Below are 23,708 nucleotides of genomic sequence, written 5' to 3'. Positions count from 1 at the left end.
GTCGGTCACGGCGCGGGCGGTGCGCCGCAGCGGTCCTTGATGTCGACCAGCGGCTGACGGATGCCGGCCACCTCGGCCTGCTCCTGCGGATGCTGCGCCAGCCAGCCCTGCGTCTTCTGCGCGACGTCCTCGCGCGGCATCCCGCTGAGCGTCGACACGTAGGCGTTGAGGTCGGGGTGGGTGAACAGGTACGCCGACGTCGACGCCGAGACCCCGGCGCGGACGCCCTCGAGGTCGGCGGCGCTGCAGTTCGGCGGGTTGGCGCCGGGATCGGCGTCGGCGAGGGCGGGTGCGATGCCGCCGAACAGCGCCGCGCCCAGCAGGCCGCCGCCGACGACGGCGCCGCCGGTGAGTCGTTGGGTGGTGGAACGTGTCATGGCGTGACCCTCTCGTCGGTTGATCGCCGCTTTTCCGGTTGATCGCTGCTTTCCTGTTGATCGAAGTGTGCCGACCTCCGGCGCCCGTGTCGGCCCGCCCAAGGTGATTCACAGGTGCTTCCCCGACGGTGCACAGCGCGGACTCATCTCACCTGGAGTCGGCACGGTCGGCCATCGATCGCGATACGCCTCGATAACGAGCTGATCTCGGCCCGCGTGGGGCGGGTGTGTCTGATGAGGCCGTTGTTACGTTGCCGGGGAATCGACGTAGGACGAATGGAGTGCATCCGGTGTTGTTGAAGCTGAAGCGGCTGGCGGCCGTCCTGTTCGCAGCACTCACGCTGCCCGCGCTGATCGGCGTGACTGCGGCGCAGGCGCCCACCGCCGGCGCCTACTCCCGTGCCGGTCTGCCCATCGAGCAGCTCGACGTGCCGTCGCCGTCGATGGGACGCAACATCCGGGTGACGTTCCAGGGCGGCGGTCCGCACGCGGTCTACCTGCTCGACGGCCTGCGCGCGCAGGAGGATGCGAGCGGCTGGGACATCAACACCGCCGCCTTCGAGTGGTACCACGAATCGGGCCTGTCGCTGGTGATGCCCGTCGGCGGGCAGTCCAGCTTCTACACCGACTGGTACCGGCCCGCCGTCGGCAGCGCGGGCCCGGTCACCTACAAGTGGGAGACGTTCCTGACCCAGGAGCTGCCCGGCTGGCTCGCCGCCAACCGTGGCATCGCACCCACCGGCAACGCCGTCGTGGGCCTGTCGATGGCGGGCGGCGCCGCACTGACGCTGGCGACCTGGCATCCCGCCCAGTTCATCTTCGCCGCGTCGCTGTCCGGCTTCCTCAACCCGTCACAGGGCTTGTGGCCCACCATGATCGGCTTCGCCATGAAGGACGCCGGCGGCTTCAACGCCACCGACATGTGGGGGACGACGAGCGATCCGGCCTGGCGCCGCAACGACCCCACCGTGAACATCAACATGCTGGTGGCCAACAACACCGCAGTGTGGGTGTACTGCGGCAACGGCAGATCGTCCGACCTCGACGCACCCGGCGACTTCGGCACGGCCTACAGCTCGCAGTTCCTCGAGAACATCACCATCAACACCAACAAGGACTTCCAGAAGCGGTACGTGGCCGCCGGTGGCCGCAACGCGATCTTCAACTTCCCGGCCAACGGCACGCACAGCTGGGGCTACTGGGGCGCTCAGCTGCAGGCGATGAAGCCGGATCTGCAGCGCGTGCTGGGCGCCGCCCTGCCGCCGCCTCCGCCGCCCCCGCCGGCACCCGCGCCGGCGCCGATTCCGGTCCCGTAACCGCGCTCGGCGGGTCGATCCGGCGTCAGTCGGGTACAAGTGGTGCATGGCGACCGTTGACGTGTCCGTAACCTCTGCCCTCTCGCCCGAGCGGGCGTGGGTGCTCGCAAGCAACCTCGAACGCTTCGACGAGTGGCTGACGATCTTCGGCGGATGGAAGAGCCCGGTGCCCGAGGTCGTCGAGAAGGGCACCACGGTGTCGTCGTTGATCAAGGTCAAGGGCTTCCGCAACACGATCCACTGGGAGGTGACGGAGTACGACGAGCCGCACCGCATCGAGATGCGCGGCACCGGTCGCGGCGGGGTGCACATCGACCTGCACATGACGATCGACGACAACCAGCCCGGCACCACGTTCCACCTGAAGGCGGGCCTGCACGGCGCGCTGCTCGACGGCCCGATCGGCGCCCTGTGCGCACGCGTGCTCCGCGGCGACGTCGAGAAGTCGGTCAACAACCTCGCCGCGCTGAGCTGACGCCTTCCGGAGACACCTCTCCCGCCGAGACTGCTGTGAGATCGCGATTCGGCGCCCGGCGACGATCTCACAGCAGTCTCGCGGCTCCGGTCAGACGTCCAGGAAGCGGACGTCCCGCGCATTGCGGGTGATGAACAGCCGTCGCGCCTCGACGTCCTCGCCCATGACGATCGAGAACAACCGGTCGGCAGCGGCGGCGTCGTCGACGGTGACCCTGCGCAGCACCCGCACGGCCGGGTTCATCGTCGTCTCCCACAGTTCGCTCGCATCCATCTCGCCGAGACCCTTGTAGCGCTGGATGCCGTCGTCGGCGTTGATCCGCCGGCCCGCCGCCCGTCCCGCCGCCAGCAGCCCGTCGCGCTCGCGGTCGGAGTACGCGAACTCCGGGGCGGCGCGCTGCCACTTGAGCTTGTAGAGCGGCGGCTGGGCGAGGTACACGTGCCCGCCCTCGAGCAGCGGCCTGGTGAACCGGAACAGCAGCGTGAGGAGCAGCGTGGAGATGTGCTGCCCGTCGACGTCGGCGTCGGCCATCAGCACCACCTTGTGATAGCGCAGTCCGGTGATGTCGAAGTCGCGGTGGATGCCCGTGCCCAGTGCCGAGACGATCGCCTGGACCTCGGTGTTCTTCAGGACCCGGTCGAGCCGTGCCTTCTCGACGTTGATGATCTTCCCGCGCAGCGGCAGGATCGCCTGGAACTCCGAGTCCCTGCCGCTCTTGGCCGACCCACCGGCCGAATCACCCTCGACCACATACAGTTCCGAGCGCACCGGGTCGGTCGATCGGCAGTCGGCCAGCTTGCCGGGGAGCCCGCCGACGGTCATTCGCTTCGCGCGCGACGCGTCGACGCCTGCCCGATCGCGGGCGGCGCGCAGTGCCTTGGCCACGATGATCTTCGCCTCGGCGGGATTGCGGTCGAGCCAGCCCGCCAGCTGCTCGTAGCAGACCGAGTACACGAACGACCGGATCTCCCTGTTGGTCAGCGCGCCCTTGGTCTGACCCTCGAACTGCGGCGCGGCGACCCGGACCGAGACGACCGCCGTCAACCCCTGCCGGACGTCGTCCCCCTTCGGCACCGGTGACCGGGGCTTGAGCAGGTTGCGTTGCCGCGCATGCGCGTTCACCGCCGCGGTGAGCGCGCTGCGGAAGGCCTCGTCGTGGGTGCCGCCCCGGCGGGTGGGGACGGTGTTCGCGAAGCTGCGGACGACGGCGTCGCCGTACCCGCCGCTCCACTGCAGGGCGACGTCCACCGCGTGCTCCGGAGTCGTTGCCGCGAAGCGGATCACGCTGGGATGGATGGGTGCGGTGGTGAGTTCGCGGACGAAGTCGGTCAGACCGTTCCGGTAGCGGAAGGTCCGGGGTGGTTGCCCGTCCCCGCGTTCGTCGGCGAGTGTGACGGTCAGGCCGTCGTTGAGGAAGGCGACCTCGCGGAGTCGGGCCGCGACGGTGTCCGCGTCGAATCGCGTGACGTCGAAGATGCCGCCGTCCGGCCAGAATCGGACGGCGGTGCCGGTCGCCCCGGTCGGCCCGCCGCGGCGCAGCGTCCCCGGGACGGCGCGGTCGTAGGTCTGGCACCACTGATAGCCGTCGCGGCGGACGTCCACCTCGAGACGGGTCGACAGCGCGTTGACCACCGAGACGCCGACGCCGTGCAGACCGCCCGAGGCGCCGTACGCCTTGTCGCCGAACTTGCCGCCCGCGTGCAGCACGGTCATGACGACGTCGACCGTCGGGACGCCCGACGAGTGGAGGTCCACGGGGATGCCGCGGCCGTCATCGGCGACCTCGACGCCGCCGTCGGCCAGCAGTCGGACGTCGATCCGGGTGGCGTGACCGGCCATCGCCTCGTCGACCGCGTTGTCCACGATCTCCGACACCAGATGGTGCAATCCCGTCTCGTCGACGGACCCGATGTACATGCCGGGGAGTTTGCGGACGGCGTCCAAACCGTCCAGTATCCGGATAGAATCTCCGGTGTAGGCGTCCTGATTTCGGGCAGCATCCATCGCCGTGTCTCCTCGGGGATCGTCGCAGGTGAGAGGCGGCGTGGCCGCGCCGCGGTACCCCTCAAGTCTACGCGAAGACGGGCGTTTCGGACACGATCTCAGGACGCCATTCGAGCCCCCTGGCGGCGATGCCTGGGAGTTGCCAGGAGCGCCCCGTGGTCATTCGATACCCGAAACGCGAGATGGCCGCTCAGGCGCTTCGCCGAGTGTCGCGTCGTGTCACGGTTCGCGGCCGGAACCGTGGCGGTAACCAACGTTCGGCGAGGGGGGGGCTAAGCACTTCGCCTACTTCCGTTCACGGCCGCGGCCGGTTCCGCTCTGCGTATCCTGTTGCGCCACAGCACCCGACGGAAGGACGCCATGTCGACGACGCCGCCCACGACCGCGCGACCGGCCGCCGTGCGCAAGGCCGTCGTCGGCGCCTCCATCGGAAACGCGGTGGAGTGGTTCGACTTCGCGATCTACGGATTCCTCGCGACGTTCATCGCCGCCGAGTTCTTCCCCGCCGGCGACGACACCGCCGCGCTGCTCAACACCTTCGCGATCTTCGCGGCGGCGTTCTTCGCGAGGCCGCTCGGCGGGTTCGTGTTCGGCCCGCTCGGCGACCGGCTCGGCAGGCAGCGGGTGCTCGCGATCGTGATTCTGCTGATGTCGGCGGCGACGGTGGCGATCGGCCTACTGCCCACCTACGACGCGATCGGGGTGGCCGCCCCGCTGCTGCTGCTGTTCTTCCGGTGCCTGCAGGGCTTCTCCGCAGGCGGCGAATACGGCGGTGGGGCAGTGTATCTCGCGGAGTACGCCGCCGACGAGCGCCGCGGTCTGACGGTGACGTTCATGGCGTGGTCGGGAGTGGTCGGCTTCCTGCTCGGTTCGATCACCGTGACGGTGCTGCAGGCCGCGCTGCCCGCCGCCGCCATGGAGTCCTACGGCTGGCGGATCCCGTTCCTGCTCGCGGCGCCACTGGGACTGGTGGGCCTGTACATCCGGCTGCGTCTCGACGACACCCCGGAGTTCACCCGGCTGAGCACCCTCGACGAGGTCGCGACGCGGCCGCTGCGCGAGGCCGTGCGGACGTCGTGGACGGCCATCCTCCAGGTGATCGGGCTGTTCCTGATCTTCAACGTCGGCTACTACGTGGTGTTCACGTTCCTGCCGACCTACCTCATCAAGACCCTGGACTACTCCAGGACCGCGTCGTTCACGTCGATCACGCTCGCGAGCCTGACCGCGCTGGTGCTGATCCTTCCGTTCGCGGCGCTGTCGGACCGGGTGGGCCGGCGGCCGATGTTGATCGCGGGGTCGGCACTGTTCGTGGTCGCCGCGTATCCGCTGTTCCTGCTGCTGAACTCGGGGTCGCTGACGGCGGCCATCGCCGCGCACTGTCTGCTCGCCGCGATCGAGTCGGTGTACATCTCCGCGGCGGTGACGGCCGGCGTCGAACTCTTCGCCACCCGCGTGCGCTACAGCGGGTTCTCGGTGGGCTACAACATCGCGGTCGCGGGGTTCGGCGGCACCACCCCCTACGTGGTGACGTGGTTGACCGGCGCGACGGGTGCGCTCGCGCCTGCGTTCTACCTGATGGGCGCCGCCCTGCTGTCGCTGCTGACGGTGCTGGGGCTCCGGGAGACGGCGGGCACCAGGTTGCGTACCTGACGTGCCACGATGTGCGGTGTGAGCGCGAAGGACGGGGCGCGGCCGACCGGGTCCAACAAGTCGGCGCGGCCGACCGGGTCCAACAAGTCGGCGCGGCCGACGAAAGCCGACGTCGCGCGCCTGGCCAAGGTGTCGCCCGCCACCGTGTCCTACGTGCTGAACGACGTGACCGGCCAGACGATCTCCGCGCAGACCCGGGCGGCCGTGCGCGCCGCGGCCAAGGAACTCGGGTACCGGCCCAACCTGGCCGCGCGGAACCTCGCCCGCGGGGGCAGCGGCGTGATGCTCTACGTGGTGCCGCGCATCTCGCTGGGCGACCTGCTGATCGAGGTGGGCAGCCGGCTGACGGCGGCGCTGGCCAGGCACGGCGTCGTGCTGTCGCTGCAGTTCGAGACCGAGGACGGCCGCAACGTGGTCGACGCCATCGCCGATCTGAACCCGATCGCCGTGACCGGTGTGTTTCCGCTGCGCGGTGCGGCGCTGGACGCGGTGACGGCCGCGGGCATCCCGCAGATCCACCTCGGCAGCGCCCAGTTGCACGCGATGGGCGCACTGCACCTGACGATCGGGGAGATGCGGGTGGACCACCTCGCCGCGCGCGGACACCGCCGCCTTGCGTTCGCGTTCTCCGACGTCGAGCAGGTGCGGCCGCTGGGGGAGTACTGGCTCGCCGGTCTGCGCGCCGCCGCGGACGCCCGCGGCCTCGGCGGGATCACCACCGGCGTCCTGCGCGGTGACGGCACCAACGCCGCCGAGGTGGTGACCGGATGGGTGGCCGACGGGGTCACGGCCGTGTGCGCGGAGAGCGACGAGACCGCGATGGTGGCGCTGCACGGCATCCGGCGGGCCGGTCTGCGCTGCCCCGAGGACCTGGCGGTGATGGGCGTGGACGCCCGGCCGCTGGGTGCGGTCAGCGCACCACCGCTGACCTCGGTGGGCTTCGACGCCGAGACCATCGTCGACGTGTCCGTCGCGGCGATGATGGCCGAGCTGGGCTATCCGTCGGTGCGGGAGCCGAGCAGCGCGAACGTGGCCCACCTGATTGTGCGCGAGACCACCTGACCACTCGACCCTTGTCGGGCGGTCGCTCAGCCGTGTAGCTTACGCGTGTAAGCGCACCCGGCGCCGGGTGGCGGCGGACCCTCGAGGAGTGAGCACGTGACCGATTCGGCAACCGTCGACGCAGCGACCAGAGACCTGTACTTCGATCCCTACGACGTCGAGATCAACGCCGACCCGTACCCGGTGTTCGCGCGGCTGCGCGAGGAGGCGCCGCTGTACTACAACGACGTCCACGACTTCTACGCCGTCAGCCGGTTCGCCGACGTCAACCGGGCGCTCGTCGACCATGAGACGTTCAGTTCGGCGCGCGGCGCGATCATCGAACTGATCAAGGCCAACATCGACATCCCCTCGGGCGCACTGATCTTCGAGGACCCGCCGATCCACACGACGCACCGCAAGCTGCTGGCCCGGATGTTCACGCCGCGCAAGATCAGCGCACTGGAGCCGAGGATCCGCGAGTACTGCGCGCAGGCCCTGGACCCGCTGGTCGGCGGAAACCGCTTCGACTTCGTCACCGACCTCGGCGCCATCATGCCGATGAAGGTGATCAGCGCCCTGCTCGGCATCCCCGAGGGCGACCAGGAGATGATCCGCGACCACGCGAACGCCCAGATGCGCACGGAGGCAGGCAAACCGATGTCGGCCGCGCAGGACGGCCTGGTCGACGGCTCCATCTTCGAGGCCTACATCGACTGGCGCCGGGACAACCCGTCCGACGACATCATGACCGAACTGCTCAACGTCGAGTTCACCGACTGGGAGGGCGTCACCCGCACGCTCACCCGCGAGGAACTGCTGATCTACATCAACGTGGTCGCCGGCGCGGGCAACGAGACCACCACCCGCCTCATCGGCTGGGCGGGCAAGGTGCTCGCCGAGAACCCGGACCAGCGCCGGGAACTCGCCCAGAACCCGGCTTTGATCCCGCAGGCCGTCGAGGAGCTGCTGCGCTTCGAGCCGCCCGCGCCGCACGTCGCCCGCTACGTCACGCGCGATGTCGAGATCCACGGTCGCACGGTGCCCGAGGGCAGCATCATGATGATGCTGATCGGCGCCGCGGTCCGCGACAGCCGCCAGTTCCCGCCCGACGGCGACGTCTTCGACATCCACCGCGAACAGCGTCAGCACCTGGCGTTCAGCGTCGGCACGCACTACTGCCTCGGATCGGCGCTCGCGCGCCTCGAGGGCCGCATCGCCCTCGAGGAGATCCTCAAGCGCTTCCCGGAGTGGGAGGTCGACCTGCCCAACGCCGCGCTGTCGCCCACCTCGACGGTGCGGGGATGGGACTCGATGCCGGCGTTCGTCGGGTGACCGCCGCCGTCGTCGTCCCCGCCGACTGGGGTGACATCACCCCGGAGTGGCTCGGCGCCGCGCTCGCGGCGCACCAGCCCGGCGTCGTCGTCGACACCGTGGCAGTCGCCATGCGCGACGACGGCACCAACCGGCGCGCACGCCTGGCGATCACGTACTCGGCCGGGTCCGGTCCGGCCACGGTGTTCGTCAAGGCCGTCGACCCGGACCACCGGGCGATGATCAAGATGACCAGCGGGCTGCTGCACGAGCCGCGGCTGTTCTGCTCGAACGTCGAACTGCCGCTGGAACATCCGCTGGTGTACGCGGCGCCCATCGACGAGGCGGCCGAGGACTTCATGCTCGTCATGGAGGACCTGACGGCCCGCGGCGCCGATCCCCGCGACGCCACCCGACCGCTGACGCCGGAGCAGGCGGCCGACGGCGTGCGCGGGCTGGCGCGCCTGCACGGCCGGTTCTGGGGCGCACGACTGGAGCGGCCGGAGCTGGCGTGGCTCGAGCCGTTCGCGCCGTGGGACGGCATGCAGTACGCGCCGCTGCCGGCCGCCCTGGAGCGACTCGGCGACGACGCGCCCGCCTCGGTGCACGCGCTCACCATCGACGCCCTCGTCGAGGACGTGTGGAAGCCCTACGTGCGCACGCTCACCACCGGCCCGGCGACGCTGCTGCACGGCGACGCGCACGTCGGCAACACCTACCTGACGCCGGACGGCACCGTCGGCTTCCTCGACTGGCAGGTGGCCCGGCGCGGCAACTTCGGCCTGGACCTCGGCTACTTCCTGCAGGGCGCGATCACCACCGCGGACCGCCGCGCCCACGAGCGCGAGCTGCTGGAGACCTATCGCGACGCCCTCGACCTGCCCGCCGACGAACTGCCGTCCGCCGACGAGGTGTGGCTGCGGTACCGCGCGTCGGCAGCGCACGGCCTGACGCTGTGGCTGTGCACCGCCAGCGCCGGTGAACTGTGGCAGCGCCCGGACATCGCGCTCGCCCTGGCGCAGCGGTACGCCGCGGCCTACGAGGACCTCCAGACGGGCGCGGCGATCGCCGACCTGATGTGACCTCGGAGAACTTGACGGATGTCACGCGAGGGACGTCACGTTGTGAACCACGCCACCTTCGCTAACCTGGAGACGACCTCGACCTCACGCCCCACTCTCTGGAGCAGACCATGGCAATTCGAGTACTGCCCTACGTCACGCTCGACGTCGACGAACGCCTGCGGCGCCGGGTTCGCCTGGTCGGCGACCGGCTGCGGGTGAACCTCCGGTCCTATCTCCTCAGTGCGGCCGACGACGTCGACACCGCGGGGGAGCGCGTCCGCGATCTCTGCGACGCCGCCGTGCACCGCGTGGACTCCGTGGTCACCCGGGTCAACGACAGGATCGACCCGACCGGAACGCCGGATCCGGACCCCGAGCGGCCCGTTCGACTCGAAGCAGTCTGACGACAACCTCTACGGTGGAAGCGACGGGGATTGTCGCTGAACCAGTGAGAGGAAGCCCAGGACGTTGCTGACCCACGGGCTCGTCGTCGTCCTCTCCCTGTGCGCCGCCATCGCGATGGCCATCGGGATCGTCGTCCGTCAGCGCGCCACCATCGACGTGCCGTCCGACCAAGGCGTCAGCGTGGTCATGTTCCGCACGCTGCTGCGCCGCCCGCTGTGGTGGGCGGGCACCGCGGTCGCGATCCTCGGCTATGTCTTCCAGGCGCTGGCGCTGATCAAGGGATCGCTGCTCCTGGTCCAACCCCTGCTGGTCTCGGCGCTGCTGTTCGCGCTGCCGCTCAGCGCGCGGCTGGCCCATCGCCGCGTCCGTCGCTCGGAGTGGCTGTGGGCGGGCGTGCTGACGGCGTCGCTGGCCGTGTTCGTCCTCCTCGCGCGGCCGGGTCCGCAGGCCGCCGTCGCGACGCTGCCGGTGATCGCCGTCGTGGCGGGCGTCTGCACCGCGATCGTGGCGCTCTGCGTGGTGATCGCCGTCCGCGTCGAGGGCTGGCAGCGCGCGGTCGCCGTCGCGATCGCCGTCGGGGTGCTGTTCGGCGTCGTCGCCGTGCTCACCAAGGTGGTCATGCACACCCTCGACGAGCGGGGCTTCCTCAGCACGATGATCACGCCCGCGCCGTACGCACTGGTGATCCTCGGCGTGTTCGCGGTCCTGCTGCAGCAGTCGGCGTTCCATGCCGGGGCGCTGCAGATGTCGGTGCCGACGATGCTGGTGCTCGAACCCGTCGTCGCGGTGTTCCTCGGCGCGATCCTGCTCGGCGAGGAACTGAACGCCGGCCGGTACGAGGCGATCGCGCTGACGTTCGCGATCGCCGCCATGACGGCGGCGTCGGTGGCGCTGGGACGCGACCAGGGGGCCTACGAGGCCGAACTCGAACTCGAGGCCACCCGGCGCGCGTCCTAGCGTCTAGCCGAGCGTCGAGGTGTAGTAGACGACGGCGTTCATGGTCGCCTGATCGTCCTCGGTGTCCGGGATCGCGGGGAAGCCGTTGGCGGCCAGCAGTTCACCCATCGGCGTGCCGACGGACGTCCAGCCACGTGCGCCCAGGTAGGTGTCGACGTCGTTGCGCTCGCCGTGGAACGTCAGCTCGGTGAAGTCGAGGTCGAAACCGTGCTCGCGCCACTTGGCGGTGGCCGCACTCATCTTCTCGCGCATGCCGTCGACCTCGCCCTCGGGCTGGCTGGGCACGGCCTCGCTGCCGATCCGACTGCCCGGCGCGCTCAGCTCGGTGACCGCGTCGAGCAGGCTGTCCTGCGCCTCGGGCGGCAGGTAGCCGAACAGACCCTCGGCGATCCATGCCGACGGCTTGGTGGGGTCGAAGCCCGCGTCCTTCAGTGCGGTGGGCCAGTCCTCGCGCAGGTCGATCGCGACGGTACGCAGATCGGCCTTCGGCTCGGCGCCCAGGCCGGCGATGGTGACCGACTTGAACTCGATGACGGTCGGCTGGTCGATCTCGAACACCGTCATGTCGGCGGGCCAGTCGAGGCGGTAGGCGCGCGCGTCCAATCCGGAGGCCAGGATGACGGCCTGACGGATCCCCGCGTCGGCGGCGTCGGCGAAGAACCGGTCGAAGTAGCGGGTGCGGGCGGCCATGGCGGCGGGCATCTGGCTCAGGCCCCAGCCCATGCCCTCGACGTCGATGTCCTCACTGCGGATCTCACCGGCAGCCCACCGTGTGAGAAAGTCCACACCGACCGCGCGGACGAGCGGCTCGGCGAACGGGTCGTCGATCAGTGGCTTGTCGGCGTTGGTCGCGATCGCCCGGGCGGCCGCGACCATGGTGGCCGTCGCTCCGACGCTGGTCGCGAGGTCCCAGGTGTCGTCCTCGGTGCGTGCCATGAATCGTCCTCTCGTCGTCCCCTGATTATTTAGCCAGCATAACGAACAACCCGGTCCCGGCTATTCCTCACAGGAAACTGCCAGGTCAAACACAGGGGCATATCTTTAGTTTTGCTAACGTTGTACCGGTCCGGGTGAGCAACGACGCCTCCCGCCCAGACCAGCCAGCACCCATCGAAGGACACGACATGCCTACCGAGACTCGCGAGGCCCGGCTCGAACGCCGCCTCGCCGACCTCTACGCCAACGACCCGGAATTCGCCGCGGCCAAGCCCGATGAGACCGTGAGCGCGGCCATGGCAGGACAGCGCCTTCCCGACGTCGTCCGCACCGTACTGACCTCCTACGCCGACCGGCCCGCGCTCCGGCAGCGCGCCGTCGAGTTCACCACCGACGACGCCGGCCGCACCGTCGCCGCCCTGCAGCCCCGCTTCGACACCGTCACCTATGGCGAACTCGGCACCCGCGCCCAGGCAGTCGCCGCCGCGTTCGCCGCGGGCCCCGTCGCCGTCGGCGACCGCGTCGCCATCCTCGGCTTCACCAGCGTCGACTACACCGTCGTCGACACCGCGCTGACCCAGATCGGCGCCGTCTCCGTACCGCTGCAGACCAGCGCGCCCCAGGCCCAGCTGCAGCCGATCGTCGTCGAGACCGAGCCCGCCGTCATCGCGTCGAGCATCGACTACGTCGACGACGCCGTCGCCCTCATTCTCGAAGGACCCGCGCCGAAGAGCCTGGTGGTCTTCGACTACCGGCCCGAGGTGGACGACCAGCGCGAGGCGCTCGACGCCGCGCGTGAGCGCCTCGCCCCCACCGGCGTCGTCGTCGAGACCCTCGCCGACGTCATCGCCCGCGGCGCCGACCTGCCCGCGGTCGAGACCGTCGACTCCGCCGAGGACGACCCGCTGGCCCTGCTCATCTACACCTCCGGCAGCACCGGCGCGCCCAAGGGTGCGATGTACCCCGCGCGCAAGGTCGCCGACATGTGGGGCGCCGGCGACGCGATGGCGCACTGGGACGAACACCAGGGTGCGGTCCCGTCCATCACGCTCAGCTTCATGCCGATGAGCCACGTCATGGGCCGCGGTGGCCTCTACGCGACGCTCGCCGCCGGCGGCACCGTCTACTTCGCGGCGCGCAGCGACCTGTCGACGTTCCTCGAGGACCTCGCGATGACGCGGCCCACCCAGATGAACTTCGTCCCGCGCATCTGGGACATGCTGCATCAGGAGTACGAGAGCGAACTCGCCCGCCGCGGGGTGGACGCCGACGAGTCCGAGGTGCTCGCCGACCTCCGGCGCGACCTGCTCGGCAACCGCTTCGTCACCGCGCTGACCGGCTCCGCGCCGATCGCCCCCGAACTCAAGTCGTGGGTCGAGGACCTGCTCGACATGCACCTCATCGAGGGCTACGGCTCCACCGAGGCCGGCGCCGTGTTCGTCGACGGGCAGATCCGCCGCCCACCGGTCATCGACTACAAGCTGGTCGACGTGCCCGAGCTGGGCTACTTCGGCACCGACGTGCCGCACCCCCGCGGCGAGCTGCTGGTGAAGTCCGACCAGCTGTTCCCCGGCTACTACAAGCGGCCCGAGGTCACCGCCGAGGTGTTCGACGCCGACGGCTACTACCGCACCGGCGACGTGGTCGCCCAGACCGGACCCGACCAGGTCCGCTACGTCGACCGCCGCAACAACGTGCTCAAGCTGTCACAGGGCGAGTTCGTCACGGTGTCCAAGCTGGAGGCCGCGTTCGGCGGCAGCCCGCTGGTGCGCCAGATCTTCCTGTACGGCAACAGCGCTCGGCCCTACCTGCTGGCCGTCGTCGTCCCCACCGAGGACGCCCAGGCCCGCCACGCCGACGCCGACGAGCTGAAGTCGGCCATCAGCGCCTCGCTGAAGGAGGCTGCCCGCACCGCCGATCTGCAGTCCTACGAGATCCCGCGGGACTTCATCGTCGAGACCACGCCCTTCACCGTGGAGAACGGTCTGCTGACCGGCATCCGCAAGCTGGCGTGGCCGCGGCTCAAGGAGCACTACGGCCCCGACCTCGAACAGCTCTACCTCGACCTGTCCGACGGTCAGGCCGGTGAACTGCGCGAGCTGCGGCAGAACGGCGCCGACGGTCCGGTGCTCGAGACGGTCGGACGCGCGGCCCGCGCCCTGCTGGGTGCCGCGGCCGCCGACGTCACCGGCGACGCGCACTTCTCCGATCTCGGTGGAGACTCGTTGTCGGCGTTGACGTTCGCCAACCTGCTGCACGAGATCTTCGGCGTCGACGTCCCCGTCGGCGTGATCGTCAGCCCCGCCAGCGACCTGGCCTCGATCGCCCAGTACGTCGAGGTCGAGCGTTCCGATGGCAGCAAGCGGCCCACCTACGACGCCGTGCACGGTCGCGACGCAGCAGAGGTGCGCGCCGCCGACCTGACGCTAAACAAGTTCCTCGACGCCGAAACCCTCGCCGCCGCACCGGCACTGCCCGGTCCGGCCGTCGAGGTCCGCACGGTGCTGCTCACCGGCGCGACCGGCTTCCTCGGGCGCTACCTCGCACTCGAGTGGCTGGAGCGGATGGCGCTCGTCGACGGCACGGTGATCTGCCTGATCCGCGGCCGCTCCGACGAAGACGCCCTCGCGCGCTTGGACAAGACGTTCGACAGCGGTGACCCGAAGCTGCTGGCGCACTACCGGGAGCTGGCAGCGAAGCACCTCGAGGTGATCGCCGGCGACAAGGGCGAATCCAACCTCGGGCTCGATGACGCCACCTGGCAGCGGCTCGCCGACACCGTCGACCTGATCGTCGACCCGGCGGCCCTGGTGAACCACGTCCTGCCGTACAGCCAGCTGTTCGGGCCCAACGCACTCGGCACCGCCGAGCTGATCCGCATCGCGATCACGACGAAGATCAAGCCGTTCGCCTACGTCTCGACCATCGGCGTCGGCGCGGGCATCACGCCCGGCACCTTCGACGAGGACAGCGACGTCCGCGTGATGAGCGCCGTCCGGACCAACGACGACAGCTACGCCAACGGATACGGGAACAGCAAGTGGGCCGGTGAGGTGCTGCTCCGCGAGGCCCACGACCTGTGCGGTCTGCCGGTGTCGGTGTTCCGCTGCGACATGATCCTGGCCGACACCACCTACGCCGGTCAGCTCAACCTGCCCGACATGTTCACCCGAATGATGTTGAGCCTGGTGGCAACCGGCGTCGCACCCGAGTCGTTCTACGCCTTGGACGCCGACGGCAACCGGCAGCGCGCGCACTACGACGGCCTGCCCGTCGAGTTCATCGCCGAAGCGATCTCCACCCTGGGGTCGCACGTCGCTTCCGGCGGGCAGGAGCGCAGCGACTCGGGGAATGGGGGACCCTTCGAGACTTACCACGTCATGAACCCCTACGACGACGGCATCGGCATGGACCAGTTCGCCGACTGGCTGATCGAGGCCGGCTACCCGGTGCGCCGGGTGGGCGACTACGCGACGTGGCTCGAGCGGTTCTCGACCACGCTGCGGAGCCTGCCCGAGCGGCAACGCAACGCGTCACTGCTGCCGCTGCTGCACAACTACCAGTCGCCGGACCACCCGATGAACGGTGCGATGGCCCCGACCGACCGGTTCCGGGCTGCGGTGCAGGAGGCCAAGATCGGGCCCGACAAGGACATCCCGCACGTCACCCGCGAGGTGATCGTCAAGTACGTCACCGATCTGGAGCTGCTCGGCCTGCTGTAGGCCCCGCTCCACCCGCCGAGACTGCGGTGGGATCGCGATTCTCCACGAATCCGCGATCCCACCGCAGTCTCGCGTCGGGGGGTCGGTGTCCGGGTGCGGGTCAGGTGTTGCCGAAGCCGATCAGGCTGCGCACCGGCGGCAGGTCGGCGATCGTCGCGAATCCCGGCGCCGCGGCGCACACCGCGGACACGGCGTTGAGCACCTGCATCGCGGTCGCGACGTTGGCCGAGTTGACGTGTTCGAGCATCGTGGCGTCGCGCTGAAAGCTGGCCAGCGACACGAAGTGCGTCTGCATCGACGGGTCGCCCTCGATGGTGAGCGTCCACCCGTGCCGCGGCTTGGGCCAATGGCCGGGGTACTCGTTGCCGACGGTCCACAGCGTCTCGATCTCGACGAGTGGCTCACCGGCGCGGCGGCCCACCCAGTTCCACCGCTGACCGGCGGTGGTCCCCGCGCGCAGCACGTGGTCGAAGATCTCGTGGTCGTGCTGGGCGGCGACGGCCTCGACGTCGGCGGTCACCTCGTCGATGCCGGCGTGCAGCGCGTCGGCCAGCAGCCACACCTGCTCGACGAAGATCGAACTGTTGAACGCCAGGAAGTCGTTGGCGGTCACGCTGATCTCGTCGACCGGCGCCCCGAATCGCATGTTGTCGAACGTGATCGCGGTGCTGTCGTACACCGACCAGTCGGCCCGCTCCTGCAGCGTCAGCTTCTCGATGGTGCGGCTCATCCCGGTGAGCGCCAGCGGCAGCGCACCCGACAGGTTGCCGGGGTTGAGGCCGCAGCCGTGCACCGTCGTGCCGCCCGCCTCGCACGCCGCCAGCACCCGGTCCCGGTCGGCCGCCGCGATGCGGGCGGGATGGAAGAGGAACGCCGTGGTCACGACGTTCGCGCCGCTGCGCAGGATGTCGCACACCTCGTCGACGTCGGTGAGGCGCGGCGTGTAGATCACGCAGTCGGCATCCAGGGCGAGCACGGCCGCCACGTCGGTCGTCGCGGTCACGCCGACGGGGTCCCGGCCGATCAGCGTGCCCGCGTCGACGCCGTCCTTCGCCTCGGAGTACACCCGCACCCCGGCGAGGTCGAGCCCGCTGCGGGGATCCAGGACCGTGGCCAGGGCCTCGCGTCCGACGGCGCCGGTACCCCACTGAACGATTCGCAGTGCCATGCCGTCACCGTCGCACGGCGGCGCGGCGGTTGTCCCCCGATCGGTGGACACCGGATTCCTCCGGTCCATCCACCGGTCGACGGACAGACCACGGCCGCCCGCCGCGACATAGTTGAGTCATCGCCGGAGCACACCGGCTCCGAACGCCAAACAGACACTCCGACAGAAGGACTCGACATGACCACCATCCTGCGCCTGGCCGCACTGCCCATCGCCTCGGCCGCCATCCTCGGCGGGGTCGCCCTCGGACTGGCCGGCGCCGCCAACGCCACCGCCGGCCCCGGCGGCCAGGAGCCCACCGGCCCCGGCTACTCCTACGCCCCGCAGGTGCACGCCCACCCCGCCCCGACCGCCACCCCCGGCTGGCACGGCAACCACGGCCCCGCCCACATCGCCCACCTCACCGGCGCCGACCTGGCCTGACCCCCCCGAACCCGAAGTCCCCTCCCCTGAACCATCCCCGGGGGGAGGGGGCTTCGTCATGTCGCCGGCCAGAGCCCAGGGACCCACGCCGCCGCTGCTACGCGAAGATGCGGCTCAGGGTCGTGCCATCACCGCGATCCCGGTGAATCCACGACCCTGATGCCCGGATTCCGATAGCAGCCAGAACGTCCACCCTCGAGACTGCGCGGAGGGCCGTGAATCCGCGCGGAGAACGGCCCTGGGTGCAGCCTCATCGCAGCCAACAACGCCCGACGTCAGGCGTGCCAGCCCGTCCACCGCTGCACGTCGACGGTCACGACGGGCCCGTCGAGGGCGATCCTGTCGTACTGCGGATACTTGGCCCGCAGCAGCGTGTACCCCTCGGCCATCAGGTCACCCGAATGGTGCACGACCGCAACGCCGTCGGCGCGCACCCACCACAATTGGCTCCAGTCCTCGTCGTAGTGGTCGACGAGGAGGCTGACGCGGGGCTCGGCCTCGATGTTCGCCAGCCGCCGCAGGTGCTGCGTCGACTTGCGCTTGGCGTCGACGGCGGTGAACACGACGTCGTCGTGCACGGCGAACACCACGGGGACGACGTGCGGCGACCCGTCGGGCCGCACCGTCGTCAGCGCCGCCACCGGCGCACCGGTGAACGCGGCGGCGGCGTCGAAGTCGGTCACGGTGTCAGTTCCGGTTGCTCGGCCGTTGCGGGGCGACGCTGATCGGCGATCGGGTCACCGGTGTGCGGGTGACGCCGATCTCGGGCTTCTTGCTCTGGCTCGGCTGGCGCGGCCGCTGGTAGACGGGTGCCTGCGGCGCGGGCGCGGTCGACTCCGGCGGGGGAGGGGGCGGCGGCGGTGGCGGCGGCAACACCTCGGTGGGCGACGGCGTGGTGGCGGTGGTCGTGGGCGTGGTCGACGTCTGCGGGCCGGGCGCCTCGTCGTCGCCGGCCGACCCGTCGATCGCCAGCAGCACGATCGACACCACCAGCGCGATCACGGCCAGCGCGACGGCGATCATCGCGATCCTGGCCTGCGGCGTCTCGTGCCACGGCACGGGCGGCGGCTTGAAGTTCCACGTCTCGGCGTTGAACGCGTCGAAGTGGCCGGTGGCGACGGGCTCGTCCTGCGGACGCAGACCGTAGTTCACGTCGGTCTCGCTCCACGCCATGCTGCCCTGGTACCGGGCGGGGGGCGCCTGGGCGTCGGCGTCCTCGAGGAGGTAGTCGAATTGCGGGTCGTCGGACACCGCAGCGCCCTCGACTGCTGCGTCGGGGTCCCCCGCTCCCGTGTCGGCCACGCACTGATGTTAGGCGGCTACCAGCACAAACGTGTACCGGGTGGGCAACGGATCGGTGGCGCGGGGCGTCCGCGCAGGTCGACGCGTGGTGGCGGGACCGAACACCGCCGGAACGACCGCCGCACAGCGGCAGTCGTGGGTAAGGTCATCGCCGGGCTGACCCGTTCATCCCGGCGACCCGGCTTCGTCACCCTGGATTGGTGTCGTCGCCACCGTCGCGCCGCCCGCTCATAAGAAGGTTCGGCAATGAAGACATCTCGATTCACCGCCGCCGCCGGCGCAGCACTGCTGGTGTTCACCGGCGCCCTCACCGCCTGCGCCCCGCCCGAGAAGGAGTCCGGCGGCGAACAGACCGAATCCGGTGTCAAGGCAGGCGAAGCGACGTCGGCCGCCGACTTCGGCGGGATCGACGGATTGGTGGAGGCCGCGAAGAAGGAAGGCGAACTCAACGTCATCGCGCTGCCGCCGGATTGGGCCAACTACGGCGCCATCATCAAGGCGTTCGGCGACAAGTACGGCATCAAGGTGAATTCGGCGCAGCCCGACGCGGCCAGCCAGGACGAGATCAACGCCGCCAACCAGCAGAAGGGCAAGTCCACCGCGCCCGACGTCTTCGACCTGGGCCAGTCGGTGGCGCTGGCCAACACCGACCTGTTCGCCCCGTACCAGGTCGAGACCTTCGGCGACGTCTCGGAGACCTTCAAGGACCCGGACGGCAAGTGGGTCAACGACTACGGCGGCTACATGTCGATCGGCTACGACGAGTCCAAGGTGCCCGCGATCGCCGGAGTGGACGACCTCCTGAAGCCGGAGTTCAAGGGCAAGGTGGCGCTCAACGGCGATCCCACGCAGGCCGGCGCCGCGTTCTCCGGCGTCATGATGGTGGCGATCAGCCAGGGCGGCACGCCCGACGACATCGCCCCCGGCGTCGAGTTCTTCCGAAAGCTCAAGGAGGCGGGCAACTTCCTGCCGGTCGACCCGACGCCCGCGACCATCGAGTCCGGTCAGACGCCGGTGGTCATCGACTGGGACTACCTGAACGTCGCCGAGACCAAGAAGCTGCCGTCGTGGAAGGTGGTCATCCCGCAGAACGCCGCGGTGGCCGGCTACTACTACCAGGCGATCAACAAGGACGCGCCGCACCCGGCCGCCGCCCGCCTGTGGCAGGAGTTCCTCTACAGCGACGAGGGACAGAACCTGTACCTGCAGGGCGGGGCCCGGCCCGTGCGCGCCGACACCATGGTGACCAAGGGGACCATCGACCGCGACGCCTACGCGGTGCTCCCGCCGGTCGACGGGGCCGCGACGTTCGTGACGGTCGACCAGAACCAGGCCGCCACCAAGTACCTCGAGGGCAACTGGGCGAAGGCGGTCGGCTGATCCTGCGCCGACTGCGCGACTCCGTCCCGCTCCTTCCGTTCTTCGCACTCGTCGCGATCTTCCTGATCGTGCCGACCGTGACCGTCCTGTTCGGCGCGGTGGTCGACGAGACGGGCTTCTCGCTGGCCCGGGTGCAGGCGCTGTTCACCGACACCGCGCTCGCGGCGCTCGGCAAGAGCGTGCTGCTGTCCGGTAGCACCGCCCTGCTCGGGGCGATCTTCGGTGCGCTGCTGTCCTGGCTGATCGTCACCCGCCCCGCCGACTCGGTGATCCGGCGGACCGTGCTGTCGCTGTGCAGCGTGCTGGCCCAGTTCGGCGGTGTGGCACTGGCATTCGCGTTCCTCGCCACCATCGGGCTGAACGGCGTGCTGACGCTGTGGGCCGCCGAGTACCTGGGGTGGGACATCGCCGGATCGGGGTGGCTATACGGCCTGCCGGGACTGATCCTGGTGTACACCTACTTCCAGATCCCGCTCATGGTGATCGTGTTCCTGCCCGCGCTCGAGGGACTGCGCGAGCAGTGGCGCGAGGCCGCCGTCAACCTGGGCGCGTCGACGTGGCAGTACTGGCGCGAGGTGGCGGTGCCGCTGCTGACGCCGGCCTTCCTCGGATCGGCACTGCTGTTGTTCGCCAACGCCTTCGCCGCGTATGCGACGGCCGCGGCGCTGGTCAGCCAGGGCAGCCCGATCCTGCCGCTGCTCATCCGCTCGGCGCTGACGTCCGAGGTGGTGCTCGGGCAGGCGGGCTTCGCGTACGCGCTGGCACTGGAGATGATCGTGGTGGTGGCGCTGGTGATGATCGCCTACAACCTGCTGGTCCGCCGCACGGCACGGTGGCTCCGATGAGAACCGTTGGGCGGGGCGCGCTCTGGATCGCGTTCGGACTGTTCTTCCTCTTCCCGCTGTACGCGATGGCGGACTTCTCTACCCGCAACCTGATCCAGGGCGGCCGGACCGGCGCCGCGTGGGCCAACCTGTTCGCCGACGACGCGCTGTACCAGGCGATCATCACGTCGTTGTGGCTTGCCGTGCTGACCGTGGTGGCGATGCTGCTGATCCTGGTGCCCACCATGATCTGGGTGCGGTTGCGCACGCCCTGGGCGAAGGGCATCGTCGAATTCCTGTGTCTGCTGCCGCTGACCATTCCCGCGCTGGTGATCGTCGTCGGCCTCAAGAACGTCTACCTGTGGGTGACGTACCTGCTCGGCGAGTCCGCGCTGACGCTGACGTTCGTCTACGTGGTCCTGGTGCTGCCCTTCGCATATCGCTCACTCGACGCCGCGCTGTCGGCGATCGACCTGCGCACGCTCGCCGAGGCGGCGCGCTCGCTGGGCGCCGGGTGGACCACCACGATCCTGCGGGTGGTGGTGCCCAACATCTGGTCCGGCGTGCTGTCGGCGGCGTTCATCTCGGTGGCCGTGGTGCTCGGCGAGTACACCATCGCCTCGCTGTCCGGATTCGAGACGCTGCAGGTGCAGATCGTCGCCATCGGCAAGTCCGACGGCCCGACGTCGGTCGCGGCGTCGCTGGCGGTGCTGCTGTTCGGACTCGTTCTGCTGCTTGCCCTTTCCATGCTGACCAGACGGAGACGCCGATCATGACCACCGGTGCGCAGACCCGATCGACCGCGGGGGTCGGCGTCGAGCTGACGGACCTGACCCGCGTCTACGGCACCGTGAAGGCGCTCGACGGCCTGACGTTGCACATCGAGCCCGGCGAGTTCGTCGCTCTGCTCGGCCCGTCCGGCTGCGGCAAGACCACGGCGCTGCGCATCCTGGCCGGCCTCGACGAAGCGACGTCGGGCACGGTGTCCGTCGGCGGCCGCGACGTGACCCGCGTCCCCGCCAACAAGCGCGACATGGGCATGGTGTTCCAGGCCTACAGCCTCTTCCCGCACCTGACGGCGCTGCAGAACGTCGAGTTCGGGCTCAAGGTTCGGGGCCGCGGCAAGCCCGATCGGTCGAAGCGCGGTGCCGAGATGCTGGAGCTGGTGGGCCTTTCCGCGCACATGGACAAGTACGCAGCCGAGATGTCCGGCGGTCAGCAGCAGCGCGTCGCACTGGCCCGGGCGCTCGCCATCCAGCCCAGCGTGCTGCTCCTCGACGAGCCGCTGTCGGCACTCGATGCGAAGGTGCGCGTGCAGTTGCGCGACGAGATCCGGCGCGTCCAACTGGAGGTCGGCACGACGACGCTGTTCGTCACGCACGACCAGGAGGAGGCGCTGGCCGTCGCCGACCGCGTCGGCGTCATGAGCCAGGGCAAGCTCGAGCAGCTCGCGCCGCCGGCTCAGGTGTATGCCGATCCCGCGACGCCGTTCGTCGCCGAGTTCGTGGGCCTCAACAACAAGGTGCCCGCCCGCGTGGAGGGCGGCCGCGCGCTGCTGCTCGGCGCGTCGGTGCCGACGCTCGCCGGCTCGATCGTCTCGGGGTCGGGGACGGCGCTGCTGCGGCCCGAGTCGGTGACGGTGAAGGCCGATCCGGGCGGCACGTCGACGGTGAAGTCGGTGGCCTTCCTCGGCCCGATCTCGCGGGTGTACGTCGCCCTCGCCGACGGCACCGTGGTCGACGCTCAGCTGAGCAGCGCGGCCGCGCGGGCGTTCGATCCGGGCGCGACGGTCACCGTCGGCGTCGAGCCGACGCGCGTGCTGGTGGTCTAGCCCCCGCCCCGCCCCGCCGAACGTTGATTACCGCCACGCTTTCCGCGAAAAACCGTGTCACGAGCCAACACTCGGCGCCGGGATCACACGTCCTTGACGGGCTCGATGCCCAGGTCGCGGTAGGTGACCAGCGCGGCGAACGGGACACCGCGCGCGGCGAAGCGCCCGGTCGCGACGTCGCCGCGGTCGACCATCGGGATGACGCCGGTGACGACGGCGCCCAGCGCCACCACGCGGTCGAACGCGATCTCGGTGGAGCCGCCGGTGCTGATCACGTCGTCGACGAGGAGCACCCGGGTGCCCGCCTGAAGGCGGTGGCCCTCAACCCACTGTTCGCGGCCGCGCTGCTTCTGCTCCTTGCGCACCGAGAACCAGGCCTTGTCGGCCACCATCGCGATGCCGTGGGCCAGGGGGTCGGCGCCCATCGTGAGCCCGCCGACGGCGTCGAACTCGATGCCGGTGCGGTCGGCGAGGTCGACCACTGCACGGCAGACGACGGTCAGCCGTGCGCCGGTGTCGATGGCGTTCTTGCCGTCGACGTAGTCATGGCTGAGCTGGCCGCTCGCGAGCTTGAACGGCTCCTCCCGACGCTCGTAGCCGCGGGTGCGGATGAGGTCGAACGCGGCGTGCCACGTGTCCGGACGGTCGCTCGCTTCAGGCATGCGGTGATCGTATCGGCCGGCACACCAGGGTGCTCAGCCCTCTCGCGCCCGCCGGGTGAGGTCGACCGCTGCCTGGCGGAGCTGGTCGGGGGAGTCGATCGGCGTCTCGTAGCCGATGCGGGTGTAGGCGATGCCGCGGTCGCAGGTGACGCGGAGGTCGAGGCCGTAGCGGTCGACGTCGGTGCACAGCGCGGCGGTGGCGTCGGGGTAGCCGCCGAGGGCGCGGGCCATCAGGGTCAGCGAGTCGGCGTGATCGGCGTTGAGGTGCTCGATCGCGCCGGTCGCCGCGGACCGCACCGGGTCGGGGGACGCCGCCAGGTAGTCCGCCGCGGTCGCCGAATCCATCCGGCCGTAGCCACCGACCCACCGCACCCGCGCGACGTCGAGAACCCAGAGCGTGAAGTCGGAGTAGTCGACGTAGTACTTGGCGGCGGGCACCGCGTCGAGGTGCGCCTGACGAGCGGAGTCGTGCTCGGCGTCGGTCGGCCGGCGGACGACCCCGGCGATCGTGATCCTGGCGTTCGCCAGCGGGTCGGACTCGGTCGCCGGTGCGACGACGGCGATGCTGGCGCGCTGATCGCCGTGCAGGTTGCGGCCGTGCTCGGCGAGGTTGGACACGCACAGCACGGGTGACCCGCCGTCGAGGCCGTAGGTCACCAGCGACGCCCACGGGTCGCCGTCGGCGGTCAGCGTCGCCAGCGTGCCGGTGTTGGTGGACGCCGCGATGGTGCGCGCCTCCTCGGCAGCCGACGGGCGGGTGGCGTTGACGACGGGCGTCAGCGGAGGGGGAACGGAGGGGGCGTCGCCCGGGTCGCCGTGGTCGCGAGGGCTGGATGGGGTGGCCACGTCGGCAC

At 70.2% G+C, this 23,708-nt stretch carries 22 protein-coding genes; 14 read left to right on the top strand and 8 right to left on the bottom strand.

What is annotated here, in order from left to right; translation table 11 throughout:
* Window positions 1-5: 5 nt before the first annotated feature.
* Entirely contained in the window at window positions 6-377 is a 372-nt protein-coding gene (locus AC1MEY_RS21660; RefSeq protein WP_480227443.1) for a heme-binding protein, read from the bottom strand.
* 290 nt (window positions 378-667) lie between these two features.
* On the opposite strand from AC1MEY_RS21660, the gene AC1MEY_RS21655 reads away from it, so the two are divergent.
* Window positions 668-1,693, top strand: coding sequence for an esterase family protein (locus AC1MEY_RS21655; RefSeq protein ID WP_480227442.1), 1,026 nt, complete (start codon window positions 668-670; stop codon window positions 1,691-1,693).
* Window positions 1,694-1,739: 46 nt separating this feature from the next.
* On the top strand, window positions 1,740-2,168 hold the full coding sequence (locus AC1MEY_RS21650; protein WP_480227441.1) for a type II toxin-antitoxin system Rv0910 family toxin: 429 nt from the start codon (window positions 1,740-1,742) through the stop codon (window positions 2,166-2,168).
* Window positions 2,169-2,258: 90 nt separating this feature from the next.
* Here AC1MEY_RS21650 and AC1MEY_RS21645 read toward each other — a convergent pair whose 3' ends face one another.
* Window positions 2,259-4,172, bottom strand: a complete 1,914-nt coding sequence (locus AC1MEY_RS21645) for a DNA gyrase subunit B (protein ID WP_480227440.1) — start codon at window positions 4,170-4,172, stop codon at window positions 2,259-2,261.
* 360 nt (window positions 4,173-4,532) lie between these two features.
* Between AC1MEY_RS21645 and AC1MEY_RS21640 the strand changes: the two genes are divergently transcribed.
* The 6 genes from AC1MEY_RS21640 (at window position 4,533) to AC1MEY_RS21615 (ending at window position 10,606) form a co-directional block, all read left to right on the top strand.
* Window positions 4,533-5,825, top strand: coding sequence for an MFS transporter (locus AC1MEY_RS21640; RefSeq protein ID WP_480227439.1), 1,293 nt, complete (start codon window positions 4,533-4,535; stop codon window positions 5,823-5,825).
* Between the two features lie 18 nt (window positions 5,826-5,843).
* Window positions 5,844-6,887 (top strand): LacI family DNA-binding transcriptional regulator, encoded by a 1,044-nt coding sequence (locus AC1MEY_RS21635; protein ID WP_480227438.1) that lies wholly within the window; start codon window positions 5,844-5,846, stop codon window positions 6,885-6,887.
* Window positions 6,888-6,983: 96 nt separating this feature from the next.
* Window positions 6,984-8,201, top strand: coding sequence for a cytochrome P450 (locus AC1MEY_RS21630; protein WP_480227437.1), 1,218 nt, complete (start codon window positions 6,984-6,986; stop codon window positions 8,199-8,201).
* On the top strand, window positions 8,171-9,262 hold the full coding sequence (locus AC1MEY_RS21625; RefSeq protein WP_480227436.1) for a phosphotransferase: 1,092 nt from the start codon (window positions 8,171-8,173) through the stop codon (window positions 9,260-9,262). Before AC1MEY_RS21630 ends, AC1MEY_RS21625 begins: the two co-directional genes overlap by 31 nt.
* A 110-nt stretch (window positions 9,263-9,372) precedes the next feature.
* On the top strand, window positions 9,373-9,648 hold the full coding sequence (locus AC1MEY_RS21620; protein WP_480227435.1) for a hypothetical protein: 276 nt from the start codon (window positions 9,373-9,375) through the stop codon (window positions 9,646-9,648).
* A gap of 64 nt (window positions 9,649-9,712) precedes the next feature.
* Window positions 9,713-10,606: a DMT family transporter gene (locus tag AC1MEY_RS21615; protein WP_480227434.1), complete on the top strand. Its 894-nt coding sequence runs from the start codon at window positions 9,713-9,715 to the stop codon at window positions 10,604-10,606.
* Window positions 10,607-10,609: 3 nt separating this feature from the next.
* Here the strand turns inward: AC1MEY_RS21615 and AC1MEY_RS21610 are convergent, their stop codons facing one another.
* The gene (locus tag AC1MEY_RS21610; RefSeq protein WP_480227433.1) at window positions 10,610-11,542 is read right to left on the bottom strand and encodes a class I SAM-dependent methyltransferase; all 933 of its coding nucleotides are present in this window, start codon (window positions 11,540-11,542) and stop codon (window positions 10,610-10,612) included.
* A 188-nt stretch (window positions 11,543-11,730) separates the two neighbouring features.
* On the opposite strand from AC1MEY_RS21610, the gene car reads away from it, so the two are divergent.
* Complete coding sequence (gene car, locus AC1MEY_RS21605; protein ID WP_480227432.1) at window positions 11,731-15,264, top strand: carboxylic acid reductase; 3,534 nt, start codon at window positions 11,731-11,733, stop codon at window positions 15,262-15,264.
* Window positions 15,265-15,364: 100 nt separating this feature from the next.
* Here the strand turns inward: car and AC1MEY_RS21600 are convergent, their stop codons facing one another.
* Window positions 15,365-16,432: an NAD(P)H-dependent amine dehydrogenase family protein gene (locus AC1MEY_RS21600; RefSeq protein WP_480227431.1), complete on the bottom strand. Its 1,068-nt coding sequence runs from the start codon at window positions 16,430-16,432 to the stop codon at window positions 15,365-15,367.
* A 177-nt stretch (window positions 16,433-16,609) separates the two neighbouring features.
* Here AC1MEY_RS21600 and AC1MEY_RS21595 point away from each other — a divergent pair, with 177 nt between their 5' ends.
* Window positions 16,610-16,855, top strand: coding sequence for a hypothetical protein (locus tag AC1MEY_RS21595; RefSeq protein WP_480227430.1), 246 nt, complete (start codon window positions 16,610-16,612; stop codon window positions 16,853-16,855).
* 275 nt (window positions 16,856-17,130) lie between these two features.
* Here the strand turns inward: AC1MEY_RS21595 and AC1MEY_RS21590 are convergent, their stop codons facing one another.
* Both AC1MEY_RS21590 and AC1MEY_RS21585 read right to left on the bottom strand, forming a co-directional pair.
* Entirely contained in the window at window positions 17,131-17,538 is a 408-nt protein-coding gene (locus tag AC1MEY_RS21590) for a TIGR03668 family PPOX class F420-dependent oxidoreductase (protein WP_480227429.1), read from the bottom strand.
* 4 nt (window positions 17,539-17,542) lie between these two features.
* Window positions 17,543-18,157 (bottom strand): hypothetical protein, encoded by a 615-nt coding sequence (locus tag AC1MEY_RS21585; RefSeq protein ID WP_480227428.1) that lies wholly within the window; start codon window positions 18,155-18,157, stop codon window positions 17,543-17,545.
* A 246-nt stretch (window positions 18,158-18,403) separates the two neighbouring features.
* Between AC1MEY_RS21585 and AC1MEY_RS21580 the strand changes: the two genes are divergently transcribed.
* From AC1MEY_RS21580 to AC1MEY_RS21565, 4 genes are read left to right on the top strand one after another with little or no spacing between them, the layout of a single operon-like run.
* On the top strand, window positions 18,404-19,537 hold the full coding sequence (locus AC1MEY_RS21580; protein ID WP_480227427.1) for an ABC transporter substrate-binding protein: 1,134 nt from the start codon (window positions 18,404-18,406) through the stop codon (window positions 19,535-19,537).
* Window positions 19,537-20,382: an ABC transporter permease gene (locus tag AC1MEY_RS21575; RefSeq protein ID WP_480231609.1), complete on the top strand. Its 846-nt coding sequence runs from the start codon at window positions 19,537-19,539 to the stop codon at window positions 20,380-20,382. The genes AC1MEY_RS21580 and AC1MEY_RS21575 overlap by 1 nt, the downstream gene beginning before the upstream one ends.
* A complete protein-coding gene (locus tag AC1MEY_RS21570; RefSeq protein ID WP_480227426.1) occupies window positions 20,379-21,137 on the top strand; it encodes an ABC transporter permease in 759 nt (252 codons plus the stop codon). The genes AC1MEY_RS21575 and AC1MEY_RS21570 overlap by 4 nt, the downstream gene beginning before the upstream one ends.
* On the top strand, window positions 21,134-22,192 hold the full coding sequence (locus tag AC1MEY_RS21565; RefSeq protein WP_480227425.1) for an ABC transporter ATP-binding protein: 1,059 nt from the start codon (window positions 21,134-21,136) through the stop codon (window positions 22,190-22,192). The genes AC1MEY_RS21570 and AC1MEY_RS21565 overlap by 4 nt, the downstream gene beginning before the upstream one ends.
* 83 nt (window positions 22,193-22,275) lie before the next feature.
* On the opposite strand, the gene AC1MEY_RS21560 is transcribed toward AC1MEY_RS21565, so the two are convergent.
* Together AC1MEY_RS21560 and AC1MEY_RS21555 are read right to left on the bottom strand one after the other, a co-directional pair.
* On the bottom strand, window positions 22,276-22,854 hold the full coding sequence (locus AC1MEY_RS21560; RefSeq protein WP_480227424.1) for an orotate phosphoribosyltransferase: 579 nt from the start codon (window positions 22,852-22,854) through the stop codon (window positions 22,276-22,278).
* A 33-nt stretch (window positions 22,855-22,887) separates the two neighbouring features.
* Entirely contained in the window at window positions 22,888-23,700 is an 813-nt protein-coding gene (locus AC1MEY_RS21555) for a HugZ family pyridoxamine 5'-phosphate oxidase (RefSeq protein WP_480227423.1), read from the bottom strand.
* Window positions 23,701-23,708: the final 8 nt, after the last annotated feature.

The organism is Mycobacterium sp. PTI7 (assembly GCF_056679845.1).
The sequence above is the reverse complement of the archived record's forward strand: the minus strand, read 5'-3'. Positions and strand labels throughout refer to the sequence as shown.